The sequence below is a fragment of the Chloroflexus sp. genome, from assembly GCF_034434295.1.
GTDB lineage: Bacteria > Chloroflexota > Chloroflexia > Chloroflexales > Chloroflexaceae > Chloroflexus.
In genome coordinates this window covers 1-24,027 of sequence record NZ_DAOTZQ010000002.1, presented here as the reverse complement: position 1 = coordinate 24,027, position 24,027 = coordinate 1, and the positions used below count along the sequence as shown (strand labels likewise).

21 protein-coding genes and 1 riboswitch are annotated in these 24,027 nt (G+C 55.9%); of the genes, 11 read left to right on the top strand and 10 right to left on the bottom strand.

Annotated features, from left to right (window positions below; all coding sequences use genetic code 11):
• Positions 1-4 precede the first annotated feature (4 nt).
• Complete coding sequence (locus VAE57_RS00495; RefSeq protein WP_322819960.1) at positions 5-868, bottom strand: ABC transporter ATP-binding protein; 864 nt, start codon at positions 866-868, stop codon at positions 5-7.
• Positions 869-1,194: 326 nt separating this feature from the next.
• On the bottom strand, positions 1,195-1,662 hold the full coding sequence (locus tag VAE57_RS00490) for a DoxX family membrane protein (protein ID WP_322819959.1): 468 nt from the start codon (positions 1,660-1,662) through the stop codon (positions 1,195-1,197).
• Between the two features lie 182 nt (positions 1,663-1,844).
• On the opposite strand from VAE57_RS00490, the gene VAE57_RS00485 reads away from it, so the two are divergent.
• The 11 genes from VAE57_RS00485 to VAE57_RS00435 all read left to right on the top strand — a co-directional run bounded on the left by VAE57_RS00485 (position 1,845) and on the right by VAE57_RS00435 (position 14,609).
• On the top strand, positions 1,845-2,639 hold the full coding sequence (locus tag VAE57_RS00485) for a YceI family protein (RefSeq protein ID WP_322819958.1): 795 nt from the start codon (positions 1,845-1,847) through the stop codon (positions 2,637-2,639).
• 67 nt (positions 2,640-2,706) lie between these two features.
• A complete protein-coding gene (locus VAE57_RS00480; protein ID WP_322819957.1) occupies positions 2,707-3,405 on the top strand; it encodes a DsbA family protein in 699 nt (232 codons plus the stop codon).
• A 219-nt stretch (positions 3,406-3,624) separates the two neighbouring features.
• On the top strand, positions 3,625-5,016 hold the full coding sequence (gene secD / locus VAE57_RS00475) for a protein translocase subunit SecD (protein WP_322819956.1): 1,392 nt from the start codon (positions 3,625-3,627) through the stop codon (positions 5,014-5,016).
• A gap of 57 nt (positions 5,017-5,073) precedes the next feature.
• Entirely contained in the window at positions 5,074-6,081 is a 1,008-nt protein-coding gene (secF, locus tag VAE57_RS00470; RefSeq protein ID WP_322819955.1) for a protein translocase subunit SecF, read from the top strand.
• 469 nt (positions 6,082-6,550) lie between these two features.
• Positions 6,551-6,657: riboswitch (SAM riboswitch) on the top strand.
• 58 nt (positions 6,658-6,715) lie between these two features.
• Positions 6,716-7,759: an S-methyl-5-thioribose-1-phosphate isomerase gene (mtnA, locus tag VAE57_RS00465; RefSeq protein ID WP_322819954.1), complete on the top strand. Its 1,044-nt coding sequence runs from the start codon at positions 6,716-6,718 to the stop codon at positions 7,757-7,759.
• Positions 7,756-8,817, top strand: a complete 1,062-nt coding sequence (locus VAE57_RS00460; RefSeq protein ID WP_322819953.1) for a hypothetical protein — start codon at positions 7,756-7,758, stop codon at positions 8,815-8,817. The genes mtnA and VAE57_RS00460 overlap by 4 nt, the downstream gene beginning before the upstream one ends.
• A gap of 48 nt (positions 8,818-8,865) precedes the next feature.
• Positions 8,866-9,840 (top strand): carbohydrate kinase family protein, encoded by a 975-nt coding sequence (locus VAE57_RS00455; protein WP_322819952.1) that lies wholly within the window; start codon positions 8,866-8,868, stop codon positions 9,838-9,840.
• Positions 9,837-10,877 carry a Gfo/Idh/MocA family oxidoreductase gene (locus tag VAE57_RS00450; RefSeq protein ID WP_322819951.1) on the top strand — a complete coding sequence of 347 codons (1,041 nt, stop codon included), beginning with the start codon at positions 9,837-9,839 and terminating at the stop codon, positions 10,875-10,877. Before VAE57_RS00455 ends, VAE57_RS00450 begins: the two co-directional genes overlap by 4 nt.
• A 20-nt stretch (positions 10,878-10,897) precedes the next feature.
• Positions 10,898-12,160 (top strand): adenosylhomocysteinase, encoded by a 1,263-nt coding sequence (ahcY, locus tag VAE57_RS00445; protein WP_322819950.1) that lies wholly within the window; start codon positions 10,898-10,900, stop codon positions 12,158-12,160.
• Between the two features lie 168 nt (positions 12,161-12,328).
• Positions 12,329-13,540, top strand: coding sequence for a methionine adenosyltransferase (metK, locus tag VAE57_RS00440; protein WP_322819949.1), 1,212 nt, complete (start codon positions 12,329-12,331; stop codon positions 13,538-13,540).
• A 202-nt stretch (positions 13,541-13,742) separates the two neighbouring features.
• Positions 13,743-14,609 carry a YitT family protein gene (locus VAE57_RS00435; protein WP_322819948.1) on the top strand — a complete coding sequence of 289 codons (867 nt, stop codon included), beginning with the start codon at positions 13,743-13,745 and terminating at the stop codon, positions 14,607-14,609.
• A gap of 110 nt (positions 14,610-14,719) precedes the next feature.
• Here VAE57_RS00435 and VAE57_RS00430 read toward each other — a convergent pair whose 3' ends face one another.
• The 8 genes from VAE57_RS00430 to nusA all read right to left on the bottom strand — a co-directional run bounded on the left by VAE57_RS00430 (position 14,720) and on the right by nusA (position 23,152).
• A complete protein-coding gene (locus VAE57_RS00430; protein WP_322819947.1) occupies positions 14,720-15,952 on the bottom strand; it encodes an alanyl-tRNA editing protein in 1,233 nt (410 codons plus the stop codon).
• A 70-nt stretch (positions 15,953-16,022) separates the two neighbouring features.
• Positions 16,023-16,895 (bottom strand): tRNA pseudouridine(55) synthase TruB, encoded by an 873-nt coding sequence (gene truB, locus VAE57_RS00425; protein ID WP_322819946.1) that lies wholly within the window; start codon positions 16,893-16,895, stop codon positions 16,023-16,025.
• A complete protein-coding gene (locus tag VAE57_RS00420) occupies positions 16,892-17,890 on the bottom strand; it encodes a bifunctional oligoribonuclease/PAP phosphatase NrnA (protein WP_322819945.1) in 999 nt (332 codons plus the stop codon). The genes truB and VAE57_RS00420 overlap by 4 nt, the downstream gene beginning before the upstream one ends.
• Positions 17,887-18,510: a class I SAM-dependent methyltransferase gene (locus tag VAE57_RS00415; protein ID WP_322819944.1), complete on the bottom strand. Its 624-nt coding sequence runs from the start codon at positions 18,508-18,510 to the stop codon at positions 17,887-17,889. Before VAE57_RS00415 ends, VAE57_RS00420 begins: the two co-directional genes overlap by 4 nt.
• Positions 18,500-18,883 carry a 30S ribosome-binding factor RbfA gene (gene rbfA / locus VAE57_RS00410; protein ID WP_012258866.1) on the bottom strand — a complete coding sequence of 128 codons (384 nt, stop codon included), beginning with the start codon at positions 18,881-18,883 and terminating at the stop codon, positions 18,500-18,502. The genes VAE57_RS00415 and rbfA overlap by 11 nt, the downstream gene beginning before the upstream one ends.
• A 211-nt stretch (positions 18,884-19,094) precedes the next feature.
• Entirely contained in the window at positions 19,095-21,332 is a 2,238-nt protein-coding gene (gene infB, locus VAE57_RS00405) for a translation initiation factor IF-2 (RefSeq protein WP_322819943.1), read from the bottom strand.
• Between the two features lie 160 nt (positions 21,333-21,492).
• On the bottom strand, positions 21,493-21,819 hold the full coding sequence (gene rnpM, locus VAE57_RS00400) for an RNase P modulator RnpM (protein WP_322819942.1): 327 nt from the start codon (positions 21,817-21,819) through the stop codon (positions 21,493-21,495).
• Between the two features lie 4 nt (positions 21,820-21,823).
• Positions 21,824-23,152 carry a transcription termination factor NusA gene (gene nusA, locus VAE57_RS00395; RefSeq protein WP_322819941.1) on the bottom strand — a complete coding sequence of 443 codons (1,329 nt, stop codon included), beginning with the start codon at positions 23,150-23,152 and terminating at the stop codon, positions 21,824-21,826.
• Positions 23,153-24,027 lie beyond the last annotated feature (875 nt).

Sequence of the window (24,027 nt, the reverse complement as noted above, 5' to 3'; positions counted from 1 at the left end):
ACAGTCAGGCCAGGCCACGTCCAGTAAGCTGAATGAAAATATCTTCCAGCGTAGCCTCTTCGCTGTGCAACGTAATCACCTTTTCGTGCTGAAGCAGGTTCGCCATCTCGGCGGCAGTCTCCGGTCGGTCAAGAATAATCTCGTGGGTCAGCAGTGAACCATCGGGGCCAACCACTTCGGCCCGCACCATCCGCTTACCGTACTGCTGCTTGAGGTTGTGAGGCGTATCGAGGGCCACAATCCGTCCACTGTTGATAAAGGCAACCCGATGGCAGAGCCGATCGGCTTCATACATATCGTGGGTGGTGAGGAAGATTGTCGCGCCGCGCTCCTGTTCTTCGCGAATGACACGACGGATCGCTTCGGCAGATGTTGGATCGAGACCTTCGGTCGGTTCATCCAAAAAGAGAATATCAGGTCGATTGACCAGTGCACGAGCGATCATCAAGCGCTGTTTCATACCTTTGGAATAGTGACTGACCAGATCATTCCCACGTCCATCGAGCCCGACGCGCCGCAGCAAGGCCGTCAGATCAAGATCACGGACATTGAAGAGACGGGCAAAGAGGCGCAGATTATCGGCGGCGCTCAACTCCTCGTAGAGATTTGGTTGCTCGAAGCAGACGCCAATCCGGGCCTGGACCTGCTTGGGATGGCGGGACACGTCAATTCCCAACAAGAGGGCCCGCCCACCCAACGGGCGGAGCTGGCCGGTCAGCATCTTCACTGTGGTTGATTTACCGGCACCGTTTGGTCCCAGAAAGCCAAGGATTTCACCTCGTTCTACGGCGAAGCTGATGTGATCGACGGCGAGCAGATCACCGTAACGGTAGGTCAATGAATCGGCAACAATGGCAGGTTCAGACATCGCATCCTCGCGTAAGACAAAAACCGCCGACACAATGCCGGCGATTGGTGGTGACGCGAGTCATTATAATACCGTCTTCGCTGGCTGCAAGAGGATGTAAGGATATTTCTGCGAGAAATTATCTTAATCCATCGGTGAAGTGCAGCACAACACAAAACGTATCTCGATAATTGTCGGGGATTTGTCTACCACAGCGTTGACAAACCAGGCGACAATGATCAGCATTTTGGCATAGTGACGCACGGTCGGCGCAGAGTACAACTGGTGCAGAAGAGAGGCTTCCGCACGCTAAAGATGCAACCTGTATACTCCTGATCTGAAGGAGATTATTCAATCAAACGCTCACGAATTGATGAAACCGGTTTATCATCCCGCTCCCGACCACGTTCGAGGTCAAGCATCAGCAAAACCGCCGTTATCAGATACGGTGGCATACTGGCGTTAAAGTACGAACCAGCGCTGATATTCACCAGCAAAAAGAGGGCCAGCGCTGCACTTTGCCGCACCCCAATCCCGGTTAACATACTGAAAGCCACAATGATCTGGCCGATGGTCAGTACCCATGCAATCAGTCGGTAGAACGGAATGGCAAAAAAGCGCAGATAAGCGGCACTGAAACTGTGTGGATCAATCTCCGATAGCCGTTGTTCAAAATGTTCACGCAGAACCGAAGAGGTCATCCATCGGCGGGTAAGTTTGTGGTAGGCCCCATACGCAAAGGTTGCCCCGAACACATAACGTAATATCAGTAATGTGATACGTCCTAGCCGTTGCCATGGGATTGAGCGTCTCATTGTTCACCTCCGTGCGAAGAGCGTCACCCAGAAAGTATAACACTTTTTGACAAAATCGTGTTTATATGTCACAACATGAAAATTAAGTATTTGATGAGAAACCTGCCATTGCCATCGCTGATCCGGTATGATGATTGACAGAACACTATACAGACACTGAACTGTAAGAGGTAGATATCGTGATGTCTATTCAGCGCATTGCATTGATTGTCGGAGCCATTATTGTACTGATTGCCGGCGGCTTGATTGCGTATGTCTTTCGGCCGCCAGAGGCGGCAAGCGGGCCGCTGGAAGCGGTACCGCTGGCTCTGCCAACCACAGCTCCTACGTTAGCTGCTTCTACCGCGGTGCAGGATGCACCTACCGTCGCTCCGGCGGCTACAGAAACTGCGGCAGCGGACGCTCCTGCGCCGACACCCGCTGCAAGCAGCGAACCGGTACTCCAACTCTTCGCGATTGATCAGAATCGCTCAGAAGCACGTTTTCTGATCGATGAAGTATTGCGCGGTAGTCCGATAACTGTGGTCGGATTGACCAATCAGGTCGCTGGCCAGATTGCGCTCGATCCCAATTATCCGCAAGCGGCACAGGTTGGTGTGATCCAGATCAATGCCCGGACCCTGACCACTGATAATGAATTTCGTAACCGGGCGATCAAGAATGCCATCTTGCGTACCAATCAGTTTGAGCTGATCACATTTACGCCACGAGTAATTACCGATTTGCCCGACACGGTAACAATTGGCGTACCGTTCGAGTTTACCATCGAGGGTGAGCTTACGATTACCGACGTAACCCGTCCAGCGACATTTACCGTCACCGTGACCCCGGTGAGCCAGAGCGAGATCAGTGGGCTGGCGAAGACGACTATTCTCTACCGCGACTTCAATTTGACCATACCTGATTCCCCATCGGTAGATACTGTGGCCGATGAGGTACGGCTAGAGTTAGAATTTGTGGCAACTCTGATCGGGTAATTGACGAGTGATCAGGCAATCGCTATAATAACGCGAGTTTTATAAGGCATCAGATCAGGAGCCGACTATGAGCGTGCAGAGCACCCGCGGTCGTCGCGTGAAGACGGCAAAGCAGAACAACCTTCTCTACTTGTATATTGCAGTTGGCGTTGTTGCAGTGATCGCTATCACCGGTCTGGTCGTCCTGCTGACTCGCAACAACACCGAGGTGAAGGCGCCGACAGCACCGGTTGGACGGACGGAAGAGGGATTTTACTATAAAGGAGACCCAAACGCAGCGGTCAAGGTAATCGCTTTCGAGGATTACCAGTGTCCGGGATGTGCCTACTTCAGCCGTAATCTGGCCCCTATTCTTGAGCGCGACTACATCAATACCGGTCGGGTACAGTTCATCTATCACGAACTGCCGCTCACCAATATTCACCCCAACGCCGTTGCCGCAGCCGAAGCCGCTCGCTGTGCCGGCGATCAGGGTAAGTATTGGGAGATGCACGATCAGCTTTTTGCCAATCAGAGCCTATGGGCCCAGGTAAACTCGCCGCTGAATGTGTTTAGTGGCTACGCAGGACGTATCGGTATCGACCGGGCCGCATTTGACGCCTGTATGCAGGCCGGCACCCATCGTGAAGCAATTCTGGCCGCCGCCCAAGAGGCCGCAGCCCTCGGTGTGCAGGCTACGCCATCCTTCAGTGTCAATGGTCAGATTGTCGACTCGGGTCGCCTGTTTACCGCTATCGATGCGGCGTTACGGGCGGCAGGACGATAAATAACGCGCCGCTTTCCGCCAGAGATGAAGAGTTTATGACCCACCTCTGGCAGGAACGGAGCAATGCTCTTCCTGAAGGGCAGAGAGAAGGTGTATCTACCTGTGCGAGTGCCGTGCAGAGATAATCTTTGTCATTCTTTGCCGGGACTCTCTTGACGCGCTGTCGCTGTCGGCCTATAATGGGCCGGCTTTTTCGATACGAGTGAGGAGCACGCAACCGTGCAGAACCGTAACATTTTAGCGCTTATCATCACGATTCTTGCTACTGGTCTGGCACTGGCGATCAATTTCGCACCCAACAACATCTTCCTGGGCCGCGATGTCAGTGTGCGGCTGGGGCTTGACCTACAGGGTGGAATTCAGGTGCTGTTGCGCTCAGCCGATCCCGATGCCACTGCCGACGAGATTGCCACGGCAGCGCGTGTTATCGAGCAGCGGGTTAATGCTCTCGGTGTTGGCGAAACGGTTGTTCAGCAAGCGGGAAATAACCGCATTATTGTTGAGCTGCCAGGGGTAGCCAATCCCGAACAGGCCATCGAAACCCTGCGTGGCACCGGCCGGCTCGAGTTCATCGACTCGCAAGGGCAATTCCTGGCCGACGGTACCATTGTTCGGACATCGAGCAGCCCCATTCCGCCACCCCAGTTGACCGAAAGCAGAAACATTACCGATCCTACCACCCTTGGCCCTATCTACCAGAGCATCACTGATGGTGCCGATCTGGACACCAGTGCCGTACAACCGACCTTCTCGCAGGGTGGCACCCTCGGCAGCCGTCCGGCCGTCTCATTTGCCTTCCGGGGTGGATCAGCACAGCGGCTGGCATCCTTTACCGCAGCGAATGTTGGGCGGCCAATGTGTATTGTGCTCGACAACGTGGTGGTGAGTTGCCCGGTGATTAATGCTGCGCTGACGGATGGTTCTGGAATTATTGAAGTAAGCAGCGAGGATGATCGAAATCGCATCTTTAATCAGTTGAAGTACGGTGCTCTGCCGGTACCCCTGGTAGTCGAGACAAGTCGTACCGTAACGGCAACCCTCGGTCAGGAGAGTGTGCAGGCCAGCATCACCGCCGGGATCATCGGGCTGGCGGTAGTCGCTATCTTCATGATCTTGTTCTACCGCGGTCCAGGATTGATTGCAACGGTGGCGCTGCTGATTTACACGATTATCAGCTTCGCGATTTACCGTCTGATCCCAGTCACCCTGACCCTGCCGGGCATTGCCGGTTTCATTCTTTCGATTGGGCTGGCGGTTGATGCCAACGTCTTGATCTTTGCCCGTTTACGCGAAGAATACCGCCGCGGTCGTGACATTCGCAGTGCGCTCGAACTAGGGTTTGTCGAGTCGTGGCCGGCCATCCGGGACTCGAGTGTTTCAACGCTGATTACCAGCATTGTCCTGTTTATGTTTGGCAACAGCTTCGGCGTCAGCCTGATTAAGGGTTTTGCCCTTACCCTGGGACTTGGCATCGTCGTCAGTCTGTTTACGGCGCTTGTTGTGTCGCGAACCTTCCTGCGGCTGGTACTGCCTCTGTTCAGCGATGAACGAGCCTGGTGGTTTGGCGTAGATCGCCGCGAGTCATCACCAACGGTACAGACCGCCGCGTAACAGGAAACGAATTCGGTCGAGTACACGGACACCGCGCAATACTGGAGTAACGCCTGTATGGAACATCTCGTCCGCCGTCGTTATTGGTGGTTTGCCTTTTCACTGCTGATCATCTTGCCCGGCCTGTATATGCTCTTCCTGCACCCGTTGCTGACGACGGGGCGACCGGGAATTGGCTTACGATCGAGCATTGACTTCGCCGGTGGCGCATTGTGGGAATTGCGCTTTCCCGATGTTACGCCCGAGACATTAAGCACCGACCGGATTGCGCAGGCTTTTGCGGAGGCCGGCTTCGAGAGCGCACAGGTTCAGCTCAGCCCAACAGTGGTTGACGGCCAACCGGTAGCTGCTGCGCTGGTGCGAACACGACCATTGAGCGAGTCTGACCCAAATGCCGAAATCGATGCCGTTACGAAAGCCTTGACTGACGCTTTTGGTACAGTCAGTCGTGAGCGGCTGGAGAGCGTTGGGCCAACGGTCAGTGCCGAGTCAACACGCAGCGCAATCATTGCTGTGCTCGGTGCTTCATTGATTATCTTGCTCTACCTGACATGGGCGTTTCGCAAGGCACCGCATCCTTTTCGCTACGGTGTCTGTGCTCTGATTGCGATGCTGCACGATGTGTTAGTCGTGTTGGGGATTGCTGCCATCCTGGGAGCCACCATCGGGTTAGAGGTTGATGCTCTCTTCCTGACGGCCTTGCTCACCACACTGAGCTTCTCGGTACACGATACGATTGTGGTGTTTGATCGCATCCGTGAAAATCTCATCAATCGTCATCCTGCCGAAACGTTCGACGACATTGTGAACCACAGTCTGGTGCAAACCCTGCCACGGTCGATCAATACACAGTTGACGACCTTCTTCACCCTGACAGCGCTGCTGCTATTTGGCGGCGATACCATCCGCAATTTTGTCTTAATCCTGCTTATCGGGTTGGTCAGCGGAACATACTCGTCGATCTTCAACGCGGCGCAATTGCTGGTGGTGTGGGAGCATCGCGAGTGGCGCAACTGGTTTAAGCGTGGTCGTCAGGATGAAGTAGAGGTTCACTCAGGAGCGTAGAACAGAGGATAAAAGTTACCTTCAGTACGGGGCAGGTGCACAACCTGCCCCTTTTTCATCAATTGACAGCAACGATATACCAAAATAACTTAACACGAGCATTGCTGATACTTCGTACCAAGCACCGGATCGTGAGCACGGCTGCTGCGACAGTATGGCTATCGCACTTTACACGCCGCGACATGCGGATGACGAGCAGGCAAGGCAACCAATCCAGCGCGTGATAGCACCAAAGATGGTCGTCAGCCCTCCCCGCTGTCGTCCCGGTAGCCGGGAAACAGGACATGCTGTAGTTGGCGATTAGTCAGCATTCATGAACCTATGCGGTATTCTGGGAGTACGACAGCGCAGCTTTTATGAAATAAGTTCTCATGTGGAAGATGACGGCCACTTGCTGCAACGTAATAATCGTGCTATAATCGCAGACAACGTTCGCGTGCGGCGCCATGGTGCGTCGGCGAACTTCAGATGCTCATCAAGATGGGCTGAGGGACTGGCCCGATGACGCCCGGCAACCCCCGCCAGGGAAGGTGCCAAATCCAGCGGCAATGGACATCATTGACCGAAAGATGAGAGGAACGAAGTCTATCGGAGCCTCTCGCCGTGCGAGTGGCTCCATCTTATTGCGACGCCTATGGAACTCCGCACAGTCTGGTGGGAAGATGACGCAGTCTGCCTGATCGATCAGCGCAAGTTACCACACACGATGGAGGTCGTGCGCTGCACCGATCTGGCAGCAGTTGCACACGCGATTCGGAGTATGCAAGTACGTGGTGCGCCAGCCATTGGCTGCACTGCCGCATACGGTATGGCCCTTGTCGCGCAGCAAAGTGTTGCGCTTACCCCTTCAGCACTCCTAACCGAACTCGTCCAGGCTAAAGCAACGCTCGATTCGCAACGCCCAACCGCTGTCAATCTGGCGTGGGCTACCAGCCGAATGCTCCGCCGGGCGGAGGCGGTGGCAAGCGAAGGAGTGGAAGCGATCAAACACGCGCTGCACGCTGAGGCAGAAGCGATCTTTGCTGAAGACCTGGCAATGTGTCACGCCATTGGTGAGCATGGAGCGTCGTTGATCCCGCCCCGTGGTCATGTCCTCACCCACTGTAACGCCGGTGGGCTGGCAACAGCCGGTTATGGTACTGCTCTGGCCCCGATTCGCACCGCCTTTGCCCAGGGGCGTCCTGTCCATGTCTTTGTAGATGAGACACGGCCATTCCTGCAAGGTGCTCGATTGACGGCGTGGGAACTCTTGCAAGCCGGCATTCCGCAGACCTTGATCACAGATAATATGGCTGCCTATATGATGCAACGTGGGCAGATAGATTGCGTGATTGTCGGCGCGGATCGCATCGCAGCTAACGGGGATGTCGCAAACAAAATCGGCACGTATGGCCTGGCAGTACTCGCACACTATCACCATATTCCCTTCTACGTCGCTGCACCCTCTTCAACTATCGATCTCGCGACAGCAAGCGGTGCCGATATTCCGATTGAAGAGCGCGATCCTGCTGAAGTCACCCACATTGCCGGCGTGGCAATTGCCCCCCAGGGTGTACGAGCAGCGCATCCGGCTTTTGATGTGACACCAAACGAACTTGTGACAGCGATCATTACGGAACGGGGCATTGTGCGACCGCCATATCTGGCCGTATTGCGTCAGCTTGAGAGTGGGCAATGAGCAGGTTCGGAGCACTGTTACCGGCCTGTCAGCCACTCTTGCGCGGTGGTCTCCCTCACCAGAGCCTGGCGCAGGCTGCACAATTGATCTGTCGCTATCAACCGCAAACGCCGGCATGGCCACTCCCGCCTCCCCGGACACTGGCTGATACTCCATTCGCTCTGGCAGCGCAGGGCTTTCCGGGCATTCAGATTGATATTGAGCGTGACCGTTTGATGGTCGATCAGGCAATTCTGGAGCAGGAAGCAACAAAGGTGAGTCTGGCATACCTGCGCGGTGATACACAGCCGGCTGCCCTAACCGGTTCGGCCTACGCCGCGCTAGAAGAGATTCTGCACCGATTGAACGTAGAAGACCGCCAACCCCTACTGTTGAAATATGAGACCATTGGCCCGGTAAGCCTGAGTCTGGCTCTAACTGATGATCACGAACGACCAATGGCCTACGATCCGGGATGGCGCGAGATCATCCTCCAGTTCTGTAGCCTGCGTGTCATCTGGCAACACGAACAAATCCAGGGCTATGCAGCTCATCGTCTGGCGATGATTGAGGAGCCATTCCTTGATGCCCTCTCTTCACCGTTATGTCCATTGACCTGGGAAGATGGCCTGGACATGCTTAACCGCTTTCTGGCTGACTTGCCTTCCTGGCGTGGCATCTTTCTGAGCGGTCATGTGCGCTGGTCAGAGCTACTACATTTACCGGTTGATGTCATTGGTCTGCATGTAACAGAGCAGCTCGACTCATTCCTGAACGCTACGTCGGCGCTCACCGAATTCCTGACCGATGGAGGCTATCTGGCCTGGGGCATTATTCCAACTGAACATCGGCAGATCGACACCGCAACAGTAACTGATTTGCGCGATCAGGTATTAAAGGGAATGCAGCGAGTGGCAGAGACAACCGGTGTCGCCTTGCACATTGTGCAGCAACAATCACTGCTTTCCTTTACCGGTAGCTTGAGCTATATGAGTCCGGCCTATGCTGAGCAGGCGTTGCAGCTTTGTAGCGAAACAGCACACCTGATTCGGCAGGAAATAGATGTTAGCAATCCATAACATATCGAAATTCCGCCTGGTGCGGGATGAGCACGAGGAGCAGACGCTGTGAAAATTGTAGTCACCGGTTCCCTGGCCTTTGATTACATTATGGACTTTCCCGGTTATTTTAAAGATTTTATGCTAACCGATAAGGCACACATCATTTCGGTTAGTTTTCTCGTAGACTCGATGCGTAAATTGCGCGGTGGAGTAGCCGGAAATATCGCGTATAATTTAGCACTTCTCGGTGAACGCCCCCTCATCGTCGGTACCGCTGGTCATGATTTTGGTGCGTACCGCGAACTCTTGGAAGAACACGGTGTTGACACCAGCGGGATTACGATTATTGAACACGAGTTTACCTCCTCTTGTTTTATTAATACCGACCAGGCGAACAATCAGATTGTGGCATTTTATGCCGGCGCTATGGGGCACGATCACCATAACACCCTGCTCAATCGTGGCCTGACTGCCAGCGATCTGGTGCTCATCTCGCCGACCAGTCCTGACGCTATGCGTCGCTTTGCGCTCGAATGCCAGCAGATGGGGGTACCGTACATCTTCGATCCGGGCAAGCAAACACCCCGCCTCGATGCTGATTTGCTGACGGTGGGCCTGAAAGGGGCACGCGTCCTGATCAGCAACGACTATGAGTTTGGGATGATGGCAAAATGCCTCGGTATCAGTGAAGCGGAGTTGATCGATCAGGCACCAATCACTGTGGTCACTCGTGGTGTCGAAGGGTCGCACATCTACGTAGATGGACAACTGGCCGCCACTATTCCGGTGGCACCAGTCACTGAGGTTCGCGATCCAACCGGTGCCGGCGATGCTTACCTGGCCGGAATTGCCTTTGGGCTGGCCCGGCAATTGCCACTTGACATCACCGGACGGATCGCGGCCCTCTGTGCGGCATATGCGATTGAAGAGCGTGGCTGCCAGGAACATCGCTTTACCCCCACCCAATTCGCACATCGTTATCGAGAGGCATTTGGTTACGATCTGCCGCACGATCTCTTCTCATTGCGGGAGGCAGCATGAAGTGGGGGATATTGAGCGCCGGTCGGATTGCCCGTCGCTTTGCTTCCGCTGTGGCAGGATCAGCGACTGAGCAGGTCGTCGCCATTGCAGCCCGTGATGCTGAACGGGCTGCTACCTTTGCCGGCGAATTTGGGATCGCTCGCGCCTATAGCGACTATGAAGCTTTGCTGAACGATCCCGACGTGGAGGCAGTGTACAACGCGCTGCCCAACAGCCTGCATGCCCGCTGGTCGATTGCGGCGTTACAGGCCGGCAAACATGTGCTGTGTGAAAAGCCGCTGGCAACGACCCTGGCTGATGGCCTGGCGATGGCTGCCGCAGCGCAGACGCACCGACGTTTGTTGATGGAAGCCTTTATGTACCGTTTCCATCCGCAAACTATCACTGTTCAACGTCTGCTGGCCGATGGTGTTATTGGTGATGTGAAACAGGTGAGAGGCAATTTTGCCTTTCTGCTCGATGATACGACAAACATCCGGCTCAACCCTGAATTGGGCGGCGGTGCGCTGTACGACATCGGCTGCTACCCGCTGAGTTATGCCCGCATGGCTTTTGGCAGTGCCCCCCAAAAAGCCAGTGCTTTTGTTGCCGGGAAACCGGTTGATCTGAGCCTGAGTGGTCTGCTCTGGTTTGCTGAAGACAGAGTTGCCACCATCACTTGTAGCTTTCAGAGTGCCTGGAATCAGCGCATCGAAATCATCGGCAGTGCAGGATGGATTCATCTTGAACGACCGTTCAATCCGACGCCTGATCTGACAACCACTATCGCGGTTGCCCGTGGTGGTCGTCACGTGACGGTAGAGACATTGACGATCCCGGCTACCGATCACTTTCGGCTGGAAGCCGAGGGCTTCGCTGCACTGGCAACCGGTGGTGAACCGGTACCGACAATCGGTGCAATGCCCTTGACCGAGTCGCTCGACAACCTGGCCGCAATGGAAGCACTCTTGCGCAGTGCTGCTACTGCCACACATAGTGTTGTTCACCAGCCGACACTCACACCGGAATGGCCGGTCGGCACGTCGCCTGGTTATTAGTAAAGGAGAGTCTACCAGCTATGACCGTAAGCTACGACATCAAAGATATCAATCTGGCCGAGCAGGGCCGCAAGCGCATCGAGTGGGCCGAAAAAGAGATGCCCGTGCTACGCCTGATTCGCGAGCGCTTTGCCCGCGAGCGCCCACTGGCCGGCCTGCGCATCAGTGCCTGTCTGCACGTTACCACCGAGACTGCTAACCTCATGCGGACTCTGGCTGCCGGTGGTGCCGATGTGGTACTGGTTGCGTCCAACCCCCTGAGCACGCAGGATGATGTTGCTGCTGCTCTGGTGGCCTATGAAGAGATTCCAGTCTTCGCAATCAAAGGTGAAAGCAACGAGGTGTATTACAGTCACATCCGGGCCGCACTCGATCACAATCCGCAGTTAACGATGGATGATGGTGCCGATCTGGTGACCGGTGTGCTGAAGGATCGACCCGATCTGATCCCACACATGGTCGGTAGCACTGAAGAGACCACAACCGGCGTTATTCGCCTGAAGGCAATGGCTAAAGAGGGTGTCCTACCGTTCCCCGTCATCGCCGTGAACGACAGTGACACCAAGCACATGTTCGATAACCGGTACGGTACCGGACAGAGCACACTCGACGGGATTATTCGCGCTACCAATATTCTGCTGGCCGGCAAGACCTTTGTGGTCGCCGGTTATGGCTGGTGCTCACGCGGGATTGCCGAGCGCGCACGCGGTCTGGGGGCGAATGTGATTGTGACCGAGGTTGATCCCATCAAGGCGCTCGAAGCAGTGATGGACGGTTTCCGGGTGATGCCGATGGAAGAGGCTGCATCGCAGGCCGATTTCATCGTCACGGCAACCGGCAACAAGCACGTAATCGACAGCAATGCCTTTGCCGTGATGAAAGATGGCTGTGTGATTGCGAATAGCGGTCACTTCAACGTCGAGATTAATATTCCTGCGCTCGAGGCACTGAGTGTTGAGAAGCGACAGCCGCGAGCTTTTGTTGACCAGTACATTCTGCGCGATGGCCGAGCGATCAATCTGCTCGGTGAAGGACGACTGATCAACCTTGCCAGCGCAGAAGGCCATCCGAGCGCGGTAATGGACATGAGCTTCGCCAACCAGGCATTGGCCAGCGAGTTTTTGCTGCGCAACCGAGGCAAATTGCCGGTTGGCGTGCATGCCCTGCCCAAAGAGCTGGATCGCGAGATTGCAGCACTGAAGCTGGCAGCAATGGGCATCAAGATCGACACCCTCACTGCCGAGCAAGAAGCGTATCTCAATTCCTGGCAAGAGGGCACGTAATTTGTTGTTCACCCATGACGGCGTGACGGTGTGACTGGCACATCACATCGCCACGCCGCAAGGAACAATCATTGCCTCGTTGCAGCCTTCCATTAACAAGTAACCAGTGACGTACAGCGCAGCAGGGCGCTGAAGAAATAAGCTCCAGAACGACAACAGAGGTTACCTATGGCAAACACTTTTATGAACTCGCCTCGCTTCTACTTCACCAGTGAGAGTGTTAGCGAGGGCCATCCCGACAAAATGTGTGATCAGATCAGCGACGCTATTCTCGATGCGTTCCTGAGTCACGACCCGAAGGCGCGGGTAGCAGTGGAAACAGCGACAACCACCGGCCTGATCGTGGTGTTGGGTGAAGTGACCTATGAACGCGGCTACATCCCAATTGAAGAGATCGTCCGCCGCACCGTGAAAGAGATTGGCTACACCAGCGCCGAATATGGCTTCGACGCCGACACCTGTGGCGTGATGGTCGCCATTCACGGTCAATCGCCCGATATTGCGATGGGTGTTGACAAAGCGCTTGAAGCCAAGATCGGCGCTATGGCCGATGACGTAGAAGCGGTTGGAGCCGGCGATCAAGGGATGATGTTCGGGTTCGCCTGTGATGAGACGCCGGAGCTGATGCCGGCCAGCATCGCACTGGCCCATCGCCTGATCCGGCGGCTTGAGCGGGTACGCAAAGATGGCACACTGCCCTATCTGCGTCCCGACGCCAAATCGCAAGTGACAGTTGAGTACAGCTTTGGCAAACCGGTGCGGGTTGACACCGTGCTGATCAGCAGCCAGCATGCACCGGACGTCACTCAGGATCAAATCCGCACCGATCTGATCGAGCACGTCATTAAGACAGAAATTCCCGAAGCATGGCTGGATAGCCAGACCAAGATTTTCATTAATCCAACCGGTCGCTTTGTGATCGGTGGACCGATGGGTGACAGCGGTCTTACCGGGCGCAAGATCATTGTGGACACTTACGGTGGCGTTGCCCGCCATGGTGGTGGTGCCTTCAGCGGCAAAGACCCCTCAAAAGTTGATCGCAGTGCTGCCTACGCCTGCCGCTGGGTTGCGAAGAACATTGTCGCCGCTGGCCTGGCCCGCCGGGTCGAACTGCAAGTGAGCTACGCTATCGGCGTCGCCCGCCCACTCTCACTCAGCGTCGAAACCTTCGGTACCGGCACCGTTCCCGATGAAGTCATCCTCAAAGCGGTGAATGAGGTCTTTGATCTGCGGCCAGGCGCGATTATCCGCGATCTCGATCTGCGGCGTCCGATCTACCGCAAGACAGCGGCTGGTGGACATTTCGGGCGGACTGACATTGATCTGCCATGGGAGCGCACGAATCGGGTGGAAGAGTTGCGCCGCGCTGCCGGCTTGTAGGCTTCTACCCTACCCGGCAGGATGTTTCGGGTAGTTCCTGAAGAGGATGATGTAAACCGGAACGTACCCGGCACGCCGAAAGGTGTGATGTATCTGTCAGCCAGAGATGCATCACACCTTTTTCCTGTGTTATTCAGAGCAGTCCTGTAGTATTCTTGCGTATCATCCATGTGCCAGAAAGACTTCCCTCTGGAGCCAGATTATGACACCATCGCCACGCTGGCGACGTATCGCCCGTACCCTCACCGACTATGCCCTGCTCACGATTGGCGCTTTACTAAGTGCCACAGCAGTACGCTTTTTTCTGGTTCCTAATCAGGTAGTCACCGGTGGTCTGACCGGTGTCGCGCAACTGCTGAACACCTTTATTGGAACACCGGTTGGTGTGGTCGTTTTGATATTGAACATTCCGTTACTGATTGCCGGCTGGCGCTATCTGGGTGGAGCAGTATTTGGCGTCCGTACCTTCTACACCGTAGTTGTCATGTCGCTGGCAATCGACGGTCTGGCACCATTTGCGCGTCCGATCACAAATGACCCCCTGCTCTACAGTCTTTACGGCGGCGTGATCGACGGCATTGGCATTGGCCTGGTCTTGCGGGCGCGGGGCACCACCGGCGGCAGCGACATTCTAGCCCGGCTCATCGAGCGACGCTTTGGCGTGCAACCGGGGCGTAGCCTGCTCGGCTTCGACACCATGGTGTTCACGGCTGCACTGTTTAGTTACGGGCCGGAGAAGATTCTGTACGCCCTGCTGGTCGCGTTCACGGCCAGTCGCGCCATCGACACCGTACTGGCCGCAGGCAAAGGTGCCCGCCAGGCGCTCATCATTACCTCGGCACCTGAACCGATTCGCCAGGCGGTATTGCACCGACTCGGACGCGGAATCACGCAACTTGAAGCGATTGGTGGTTATACCGGCACAACCAGAGCGGTGTTGCTATGCGTGGTAGCACGCACAGAAATCGGTGCTTTGAAAAACATTGTGAGCAATGTAGACCCCGCCGCATTCGTCATTATCGGCGAAGTTGAAGAGGTGTTGGGAGAGGGATTTACGCCGGCGAGATGAGGCGCGTCCATCCGCGTACCCTGTTTATAGCACACGGATAGACGCGGGTTGACGCGGATGAACGCGGATAATCCGCGTTCATCCGCCCAATCCGCGCCGATGCGCGTTCCCTATTCAGATGCCCCTGCACGCTCGATCATTACTGCCATTGCTGCGGACAGGGCGTCGGGTGAGCCGCCACCGCCCTGGGCAAGGCGGGCATTGCCACCACCACGCCCACCGAGGACGGCCATCCCGGCGGCCAGAATTTGCCGGGCGTCGCTACCACTGTCTTCGGCGCAGGCAACGACGATCTGCGGTCGTTCGCTGCCGCCGGCAACAATGGCAATGCCACCCGGCAATTCAGCGATAAAGCCGGCAATGGTGCGTAGGCGCTCGGCATCGGCAGAGGGAAGAGTGGTGGTCACGATACGCCGCCCGTTGACGGGTGGGATCTGCGCATACCACTGCGTTGCCCGCAGTGCGTCAAGTTCGCGCTGGGTCTGGCGCAGTTCGCGTTGGAGCGATTGCTGGGTCTCTTGCAAACGATTGACGATCTGCGGAAGTTCTGTCCAGCCCACGCTTAACGCGGCGGCAGCCGTCCGCACGGCAGTATCCCGTTCGTGGAGAGCAGTAATGACGCGATTCCCACATACAAACTCGACCCGGATCAGGCCACGTTGTCGCCCCCATCCCAGGACGGCAATCGCACCAACTTCACCGCTGCGGGCCGGATGGGTGCCACCGCACGCCGAGTGATCGATGTCGCCAATGCTGACCACACGCACCGCGTCACTGACGGTCGGTGGTTTACGCAGCGGGATCTGAGCCAGTTCGGTCGGCGATACAAAGCGGGCCTGGATCGGTACGTTTGCCCATACAGCACGATTGGCCCAGGACTCGGCGGCCTGTACCTGATCCAGGCTGAGTTCGGCAATGCTGAGATCAATAGTGACACTGCGCTCGCTCAAATGGAAGGAGACGGTCGGCGCATTGCACGTCGCGATGAAGGCCGCAGTAAGGATGTGCTGACCACAGTGTTGTTGCATGTGGTCAAAGCGGCGTTCCCAGTTGATCTGACCGGTGACGATAGTTCCCGGTTCGGGAAGCTGAGCGCCGGTCGCCAGGATATGCCAGACAACGCCGTTATCACTCTGCACGTCAATCACCGGCCAGTGCCGGTCAGGATCGGCAACGGCGGATAGCCAGCCCTGATCGGCGGGTTGACCGCCACCCTCTGGGTAGAAGGCGCTCTGATCGAGGGCAACCGCAGGCTGACCGTGATGTTCGGTCGTCGCAATCACCTGCGCGTTGAACGTTGTCAGGTAGGAATCGTCGTAATAGAGGCGAGTAGTGGCGTTCATAGACTTTGGCTTGTATCAGTTGTATGTACCTTGCAGGATAGGCGTTCGCGCTGACAGAGTGTTCGGATATTCACCCCAACACCTTTACCGGTTGCCAGTTGTCACCATCGCGTTTGAGGAGCGCGATAAGCTTACCGGCTGGATCGTGTGCCCGTGCACGCGGTGCGTCGGGTTCGGTTGCCGTAATGGGCATTCCATGACGTAGCCGGTTGGCATCGTCGGTATCAACCTGGACGAGGGGCCAGTCTTGCAGAACCATTTCCGGCGGCAGGAGATGATTGAGTAAGCATGACTGATCGGTCAACATTGCCAGCGGTACCGCCTTTTCGAGACGAAAAGGGCCGACGAAGGTTCGTTGTAATGAGACCAGATGCCCACCGCAGCCAAGGGCAGCGCCGATGTCGCGGGCCAGTGCGCGAATGTAGACCCCTTTGCCGCATTCGACCTCGATGGTGAGATAGGGTAACGCCCAATCAAGCAGCTCCAGACGATCAATTCGCACCAGGCGCGGCGCTAACGTCACCTGATCACCGGCACGGGCCAGCGCATAGGCGCGCTGACCGGCAACATGCAAGGCCGAAAAGGCGGGAGGTTGTTGGAGAATGTCACCTCGAAACCGGGCCAGAACAGCCGAGATTTCCGTGATCGTGAATGCCGGTACCGGCAGGGTCGCTACCGGTTCACCCTCGGCATCATCGGTCGTTGTCTGCACACCAAGACGCACGACGCCACGGTAGCCCTTCCGGGCATCGACCAACTGATCGATCAGGCGCGTTGCACTGCCCAGGGCAACGGGTAAGACACCTGTTGCTGCCGGATCGAGGGTGCCGGCATGACCAACCTTTACCGTCCGACCCACCAGTCGGCGCACACGGGCCACTACATCGTGCGAGGTCAGACCAGCCGGTTTATCGACAACCAGAAATCCTGTTAATGCTGTCATTGCTTCCCATGCACAGCTTCGCGCAAGGCGGGCAGGACGGCCTCCACTGCCGCGGCGAGGCTCATGGTCAACGTTGCCCCCGCAGCCTGGCGGTGACCACCACCGCCCCAACGCTGAGCAACTGCCGCCACGTCAACACCCGGTACTGAACGCAAACTGATCTTTACCGTCCCATCGGGACGTTCGCGGAAGAGGGCACAGGCCCGCATGCCGGCCACCCGTTGGAGGCGGGAGACGGTATCATCGGTTGCCGATTCATCAGCATTCGCCGCCTGCAACATCGCCTGGGAAACCACAGTCCAGAAGATACCATCTTCCTGCTGGAGCTGTGCCATTGCCATGCCGGTCAAACGTAGAGTAGACGGTGGAATCGAAAAAAAGACAGCATCGATGACCAGTTGTTTGGCAGCACCGGCTTCCAGCAACATTGCGGCCCGACGCATCGTTGCCGGGGCAACATGTGGTGTTTGAAAGCTCTGCGTGTCGGTGAGCATGCCCAGGTAGAGGCATGTTGCTGCGTCAGCCGAGATCGGCCAGGCGAGTGCGGTAAACAGATCGAGTAAAACCTCAGCGCAGGAAGGGATCTGCGGCTGAATGACACTCACCGTGCCACCGCCGTCATTGGTAGCATGGTGATCAACAATGATGAGTGGACGATTGCTGAGCAGCGCCGCATGCTCATCGTAGATCAGACCGGCGCGTGAGAGATGGGCCACATCAACCATCCAGATCAGATCGCAGGCCGGTAGCGTGGTGCCGGATTGATACACGAGCAGATCAATGAAACCGGGTAAAACGGCACAGTAGTTAATCGGCGGAGAAGAAGCGACTGCAATCGCTTCTTTACCCAATGCACGCAAGACGTGCATGGTTGCCAACATTGACCCAATTGCATCACCATCAGGATTCACGTGGCTCAGCACCAGAATACGTTGAGCCTGATCCAGCAGTGACCGGATCGGTTCGACCGCTTGCCGGGGATCGGTGTAGATCATAAGCCTCCTGTTGGCATCGTAGCTGCTGGCGCGATAATGCGGTACACCGAATGACCAGCCCGCTTCTTGATCTCTTTGAGACGCAGATTGTGGCGCGGCCCAAGGCGGGGTATCAGATGGTTGAGACCGCTCACAACAACAAACCAGTACTCGCCGCCGGGACGTAAATGGCGCAACGGTTCCAGAATAAACTCATGCTCGATAGCGTAGTCACCAATCTTAGCCGGAATGTTCGAGACGATCAAATCGTATGGGCCGGGAGGAGCCTCACTCAAACCGACGCTGCCAAGGACGGTTACATTCGTTATGGCGTTCAGTTCGGCATTATGACGAGCATAGCGCACTGCAAGCAGGTCTTTATCGACCAGAGTCACATCAGCCTGCGGAAAACGGCGGGCAAGACAAATCCCGATAACCCCGCAACCGCAACCTACATCGAGAATACGCCGCGGTTCTGAGAATGCCGGTTCGATCAGACGCAAGAGTAAATCAGTCCCCTCATCGATCTGAAATGAAGAGAAGATCGTATGCGCCACATCGAATGCAAACTGCTGACCACGCCATACATACGTGATCCGCTTCTTGTAGTAGGGATCGAACGGAACGAGATTACTGTTCATCGTCAAGTTTGGGCGGATTGACTAACCGCTCGTGTTGAATAGCGCGAAATACTTCGTCCATATGCATGGTGTAATCGAGCGAGGTATCCTGAATCAGGTGTAATTCAGGAACAAAGCGCATATAACTCATCTCCTCGGCCACTCGTTTACGCAAAAAGCCTCGTGCGCGCTGTAACGCAGCCATTGCCGCTTCCCGCTCTTCTGGTGAACCCATGACCGAAATGCGCACCTTTGCATGTTGCAGATCGGCGCTGACCTCAACGCCGGTTACTGTTGCAAAACCGACCCGCGGATCTTTTAGCTCTTTCTGTATGACATCACCAAGCACACGTTGCATGGTATCGGCAACCTGTTGCAAGCGGTGTTTTGCCATATGATTCTTCTCTTTCTAGCTACCCTGGTGAGTCCGGGCATGCAGATCGCCAACCATTGCCTTGGGCTGGACAGATGCTCTTCTCAGGGTATCACGAATGATAGGAGATTGCCAGTCATGATTCTGTCGTTATGTGCAGCGAGTCACGCTGACGCACACCCCACGCGAGGTGTGCGTCAGAGTCGGGCAGACATCTTGCCAGTTATCGCACCTACAACGAGGCGGCAACCGTCTCCTGACGGTAGAACTCCAGGGCATCACCGACTTCAATATCGTTGAAGCCCTCGACAATGAGACCACACTCGTAGCCGGCAGTTACCTCGCGCACATCATCTTTAAAACGTTTGAGTGACGAGATTTTACCATCGTGGATCACCACGCCTCGCCGTAGCACGCGCACATTCTGACCGGTACGGGTAATCTTACCATCGGAAACGTAGACACCGGCAACAACCTCACGGGTTGGCAAGCGGAAGGTATTGCGCACCTCGGCATAGCCTTCGACCACCTCTTTGACGGTGAGGGCCAGCATACCGGCCATCGCCTTCTTCAGATCATCCTGCAACTGATAGATGATGTTATAGAAGCGAATATCGATCCCATGCTGCTCGGCGTGGCGACGCGCTGCCGGGTCGGGGCGCGCATTAAAGCCGATAATGATCGCATGACTGGCCAGGGCCAGGTTAACATCACCCTCAGTAATCGCCCCTACGCCGCGATGGATGATGCGGGTCTGTACGGCCTGCTGCGACTGGTTCAACTGCTCGATCAAATGGGCAATAGCATCGAGCGAACCCTGGACATCGGCTTTCAGGATCAGGTTCAGCTCTTTCACCTGGCCCTGCTTCACCTTTCCGAACAACTCTTCGAGGCTGGTACCGCGCACAGCAGCGGCCATAACCTCTGCCCGTTGCTGGCGTTGCCGTTGCAGAGCGATTTCACGGGCTACAACCAGGTCATCCATGACCTGCAAAATATCACCAGCCTGTGGTACGCCTTCCAGACCAACAATCTCTACCGGTGTTGACGGTTCGGCATGGCGCAGGCGTTTGCCACTATCGCTGAACATCGACTTGATCTTACCGGCCACACACCCAACCAGGACATTATCCTCCAGATGAAGCGTTCCATTCTGGATCAAGACAGTCGCCACCGGGCCACGACTCTTATCGAGTTTGGCCTCAATGATGGTACCCACGGCAGGAGCATTTGGATTGGCGCGCAGATCTTCGAGATCAGCAACCAGCAAGATCATCTCCAGCAAACCGTCAATATTGATTTTCTGGCGTGCCGAAACGTGAACACAAGGCACATTTCCGCCGTACTCTTCAACAATCACGCCAACGTTTGCCAACTGCTGCTTGATCCGATCGGGGTTTGCCGTGGGCAGATCAATCTTATTGATTGCCACAATCATCGGCACACCGGCAGCTTTCACGTGTGCAATCGCCTCTTCGGTTTGCGGTTTCACACCATCATCGGCAGCCACCACCAGCACCACAATATCCGTCACCTGAGCACCACGGGCACGCATTGCCGTAAATGCTTCGTGACCAGGCGTATCGAGGAAAGTAATCTTGCGGTGATTAACCTCAATCTGATACGCGCCGATATGTTGCGTAATGCCACCGGCCTCACCCTCGGCGACACGGGTTGAACGGATGGCATCGAGCAGCTTGGTTTTACCGTGGTCAACGTGACCCATAATGGTTACCACTGGTGGCCGTGGCCGCATCTCTTCCGGTGGTTGTGACCGCAAAACCTCTTTGACATCTTCGACGATACCGGCCATCTGCTCAGGCACATCTTCGGTCGTCTCAATGCCAAAGTCGGCCATAATCAGCGCAGCGGTTTCGTAATCGATCTGCTGATTAATATTGGCCAGCACACCCGCTTTCAGCATCACCTTGAGAATATCTGCCGCACCGATACCGGTCGCCTCCGAAAGTTCACGCACGGTCATTACGGGAGGCAAAGACACCGGGCCACGCGGGCGCACCACTGGGCGCGCTGCCGCTTGAGGTGGCGGACGGCGCAAGACGTGCTCGCGCTCGCGTTCTTCAGGTTGCTGGCGGCTGCGTGGCTGATTACGTGCTGCACGCGGATTATTCCCGCCGCGTCCGGCTGGCGGCGTTACCCCGCCACCACCACCACGCGCAACCGATGGTGTACCGGTACGCGCATTGGCAGCACCACCCTGCCGGGCGCCAGCCGAAGGTGTATTTCGATTAGGAGTCGGTGTAGTCGCCTGATTACGTCCAGCGGAAGCCGGACGCCCACTATTGCCGGTTTGATTACCAGTCGCCCGATTCCCACCAGTTGAAGCATTTGGACTACGTCCTGTACCAGCGTTAGGCGCACCAACGGCTCGATTACTGCCAGACTGGCCTGTGCTGCGTCCACTGCCTGTGCCCGTACTGCCTGTATCACGTCGTGGTTTATCGCTCATCATCAACTTCCTTTCTGAGGAGAGCAATGGTAAACCGCCATTTCTCTCCTGCACTGTTCAGGCACGTGTACGTCAACGGCGCTTAGAGCAGTTGTCCACTTGCAGACTAGCCAATCACACGCAGACGAGCCTCTGCATTCTTCGATGCGTGGATAAGCGTTTACACAGACGCCGTTGACTCCGTTTCCTGAAACAACTGTTGCCCCATTGCTTCGATGACTGCCCGATCATCTGGATGCAGTGTCGCAACCTTCAATGCCCGTTCAATTGCATTGCGACGCAATGCCTGCGTCCAACATACCGGATTACGACACAGATACGCACCCCGTCCGGGTTGCTTCCCGGTCGGATCGATCACCACGCGCCCATCAGCATTGCGTACCAGCCGAAGCAATGCACGTTTGGCATCACTCTGGCGACAAACAATGCACATACGCTTCGGTACGTGCCGTGGACGTGGTGGAGCGGTCTTAGGGTTGGCCGCCATGACCTTACTCCTCATCGGGCACTACCTGTCCACCTTCCAGCAAAATATAGGAAGCGAACAGGCGGTCATTGTAATAGATAAAAATCTTCTGCGATGTCGCTCGCACCTGTACCGTCTTCCCGACCAGATCGGAACCAAGAGGACCATAGCGATGGCCCCGGTAGCGAATGGTACCGTCTGGTTGCACCACTCGCGTCTCTATCGGAGCCATCGCCAGCTCAGCCTCAATCGCCATTTGTTCAGCTTCTGCTTCCGCACGCGCCTCAGCCGCTGCTCGTTCTTCTTCAAGCAACACCGAGGCACTCTTGATATCGATCCGCCAGCCGGTCAGCTTCGCAGCCAGACGGACATTTTGTCCTTCTTTACCGATTGCCAGTGACAATTGTTTATCGGGCACAATCACCAGGGCGGTGTGTTCGTGGTCATTGAGATGAACTTCGACCACCTGAGCTGGCGAAAGTGCGTTGGCAATGTACTCGCGAGGGTCAGACGACCACTGCACAACATCGATCTTCTCGCCGTTCAGCTCGTTCACGATATTCTGAATGCGGATACCGCGCATACCAACACACGAACCAACCGGATCGATCCCCTCTTGACGAGCGGCGACGGCGACCTTCGTGCGCAGACCTGGCTCGCGAGCGATAGACTTAATCTCAACGGCACCATTGTAGATTTCAGGCACCTCCATCTCGAAGAGACGGAGGATCAAATTCTTATGCGCACGAGAGGCAATCAGGCGCGGCCCTCGCTCTTCCTTCTTCACTTCCAACAAATAGACTTTTAGCCGCTGCCCATGGTAGTAGCGATCATTCGCTACCTGCTCTTTCGGTGGAATGATGGCTTCAGCTTTCCCCAATTCAAGAATCACGTTACCGCGCGGGCCGTTATTGCGCTGAACGGTTGCCGTCAGCAATTCCCCTTCGCGATCCTCAAACTCGCTGTAGATATAATTGCGCTCTATATCCTTGATGCCCTGCAAGACAACCTGCTTGGCGGTTTGAGCAGCAATCCGCCCGAAATCACGCGGGGTACTCTCGACCAGGACTGCCTCGCCGATCTGCGCATCAGGTTTAATGCGGCGAGCCGCTTCGAGATCGATCTCAAAACGCTCATCGTACACTTCATCAACAACCTGTTTTTCAGCGTACACCCGCGCCACACCACTCACCGGATCGAGCTTGACGACCACATCAATAGCCGGTGGATTCGGGCCTAGTAAACGCCGATAGGCACTCACCAGCGCCCGTTCCATCACATCGATGATGGCCTCTTTTGGAATCCCACGCTCGGATGCAATCTGAGTAATTGCCGCGTAAAAATCGCTTTTCATCGCTGTAACTCGCCTGATAATAAGAAAAGTGGGTTCAACCCACTTTCCACCCGAACAACGCAGACTGCTGCGATAAGCCACTACACAGAGGCAGCGGAAGCGGCTTATGAATTGCCCTCACAGACGATTCATATTACAACCTTGAACAGCCCAATAAGCTTACCGCCCATACCAACTGCCTGCCAGGCTACAGACCATACGACGGGTGTCTCTGCCTGTAATGGTTTGATAGACCTGTCTTTCAACCGAGCATTGACAACGCACTACCTGTCGGGTTGCGGGCTAAGAGTGTAGTACACACTAATACCCTGTGGCTGTACCCTAGCCGTAAACAGTATACAACAGTATCGGCAATTCCGCAAACCTGAATCTGGCCTAAGATGGGGTGTGATGGAAGGGAGGAGATAGGAGATTGGGGGAAAAGGGAGAAGGGAGGAGATAGGGGAAAAGAGGGAGAATAGAACCTATTTCGTAAAAGCTGTGCTGTCGTGCTACCCGACCACCGTGCAGGCGCATGAACGCTTGCCAATCACCAACGATAGAACTTATTTCATAAAAGCTGTGCCATCGTGCTGCACGACCGTCGTGCTGGTGCATGAACGCTTGCCAATCACCAACGATAGCCGACCCGGCTCCTGGCCCGTTGGCAGAGCACAGCTCAGGCCAGTGCCATCACGCGCTGGATGGGGTGCCTTATCCGCCTGGCATGCGCGTGGCGCAGGGTTTGGCGTGCGGCAGCCATGCTGCCGCGCCAGCCATGCTCACGAGATGGTGCGGGTCACGTCGTTGATCCGGCTGGTCACGCGGATGCCGGGCGCGATCGTCGCAACCATAGGAATCGGGTGGCAATGAATGAGATACCTTCATAGTAGATG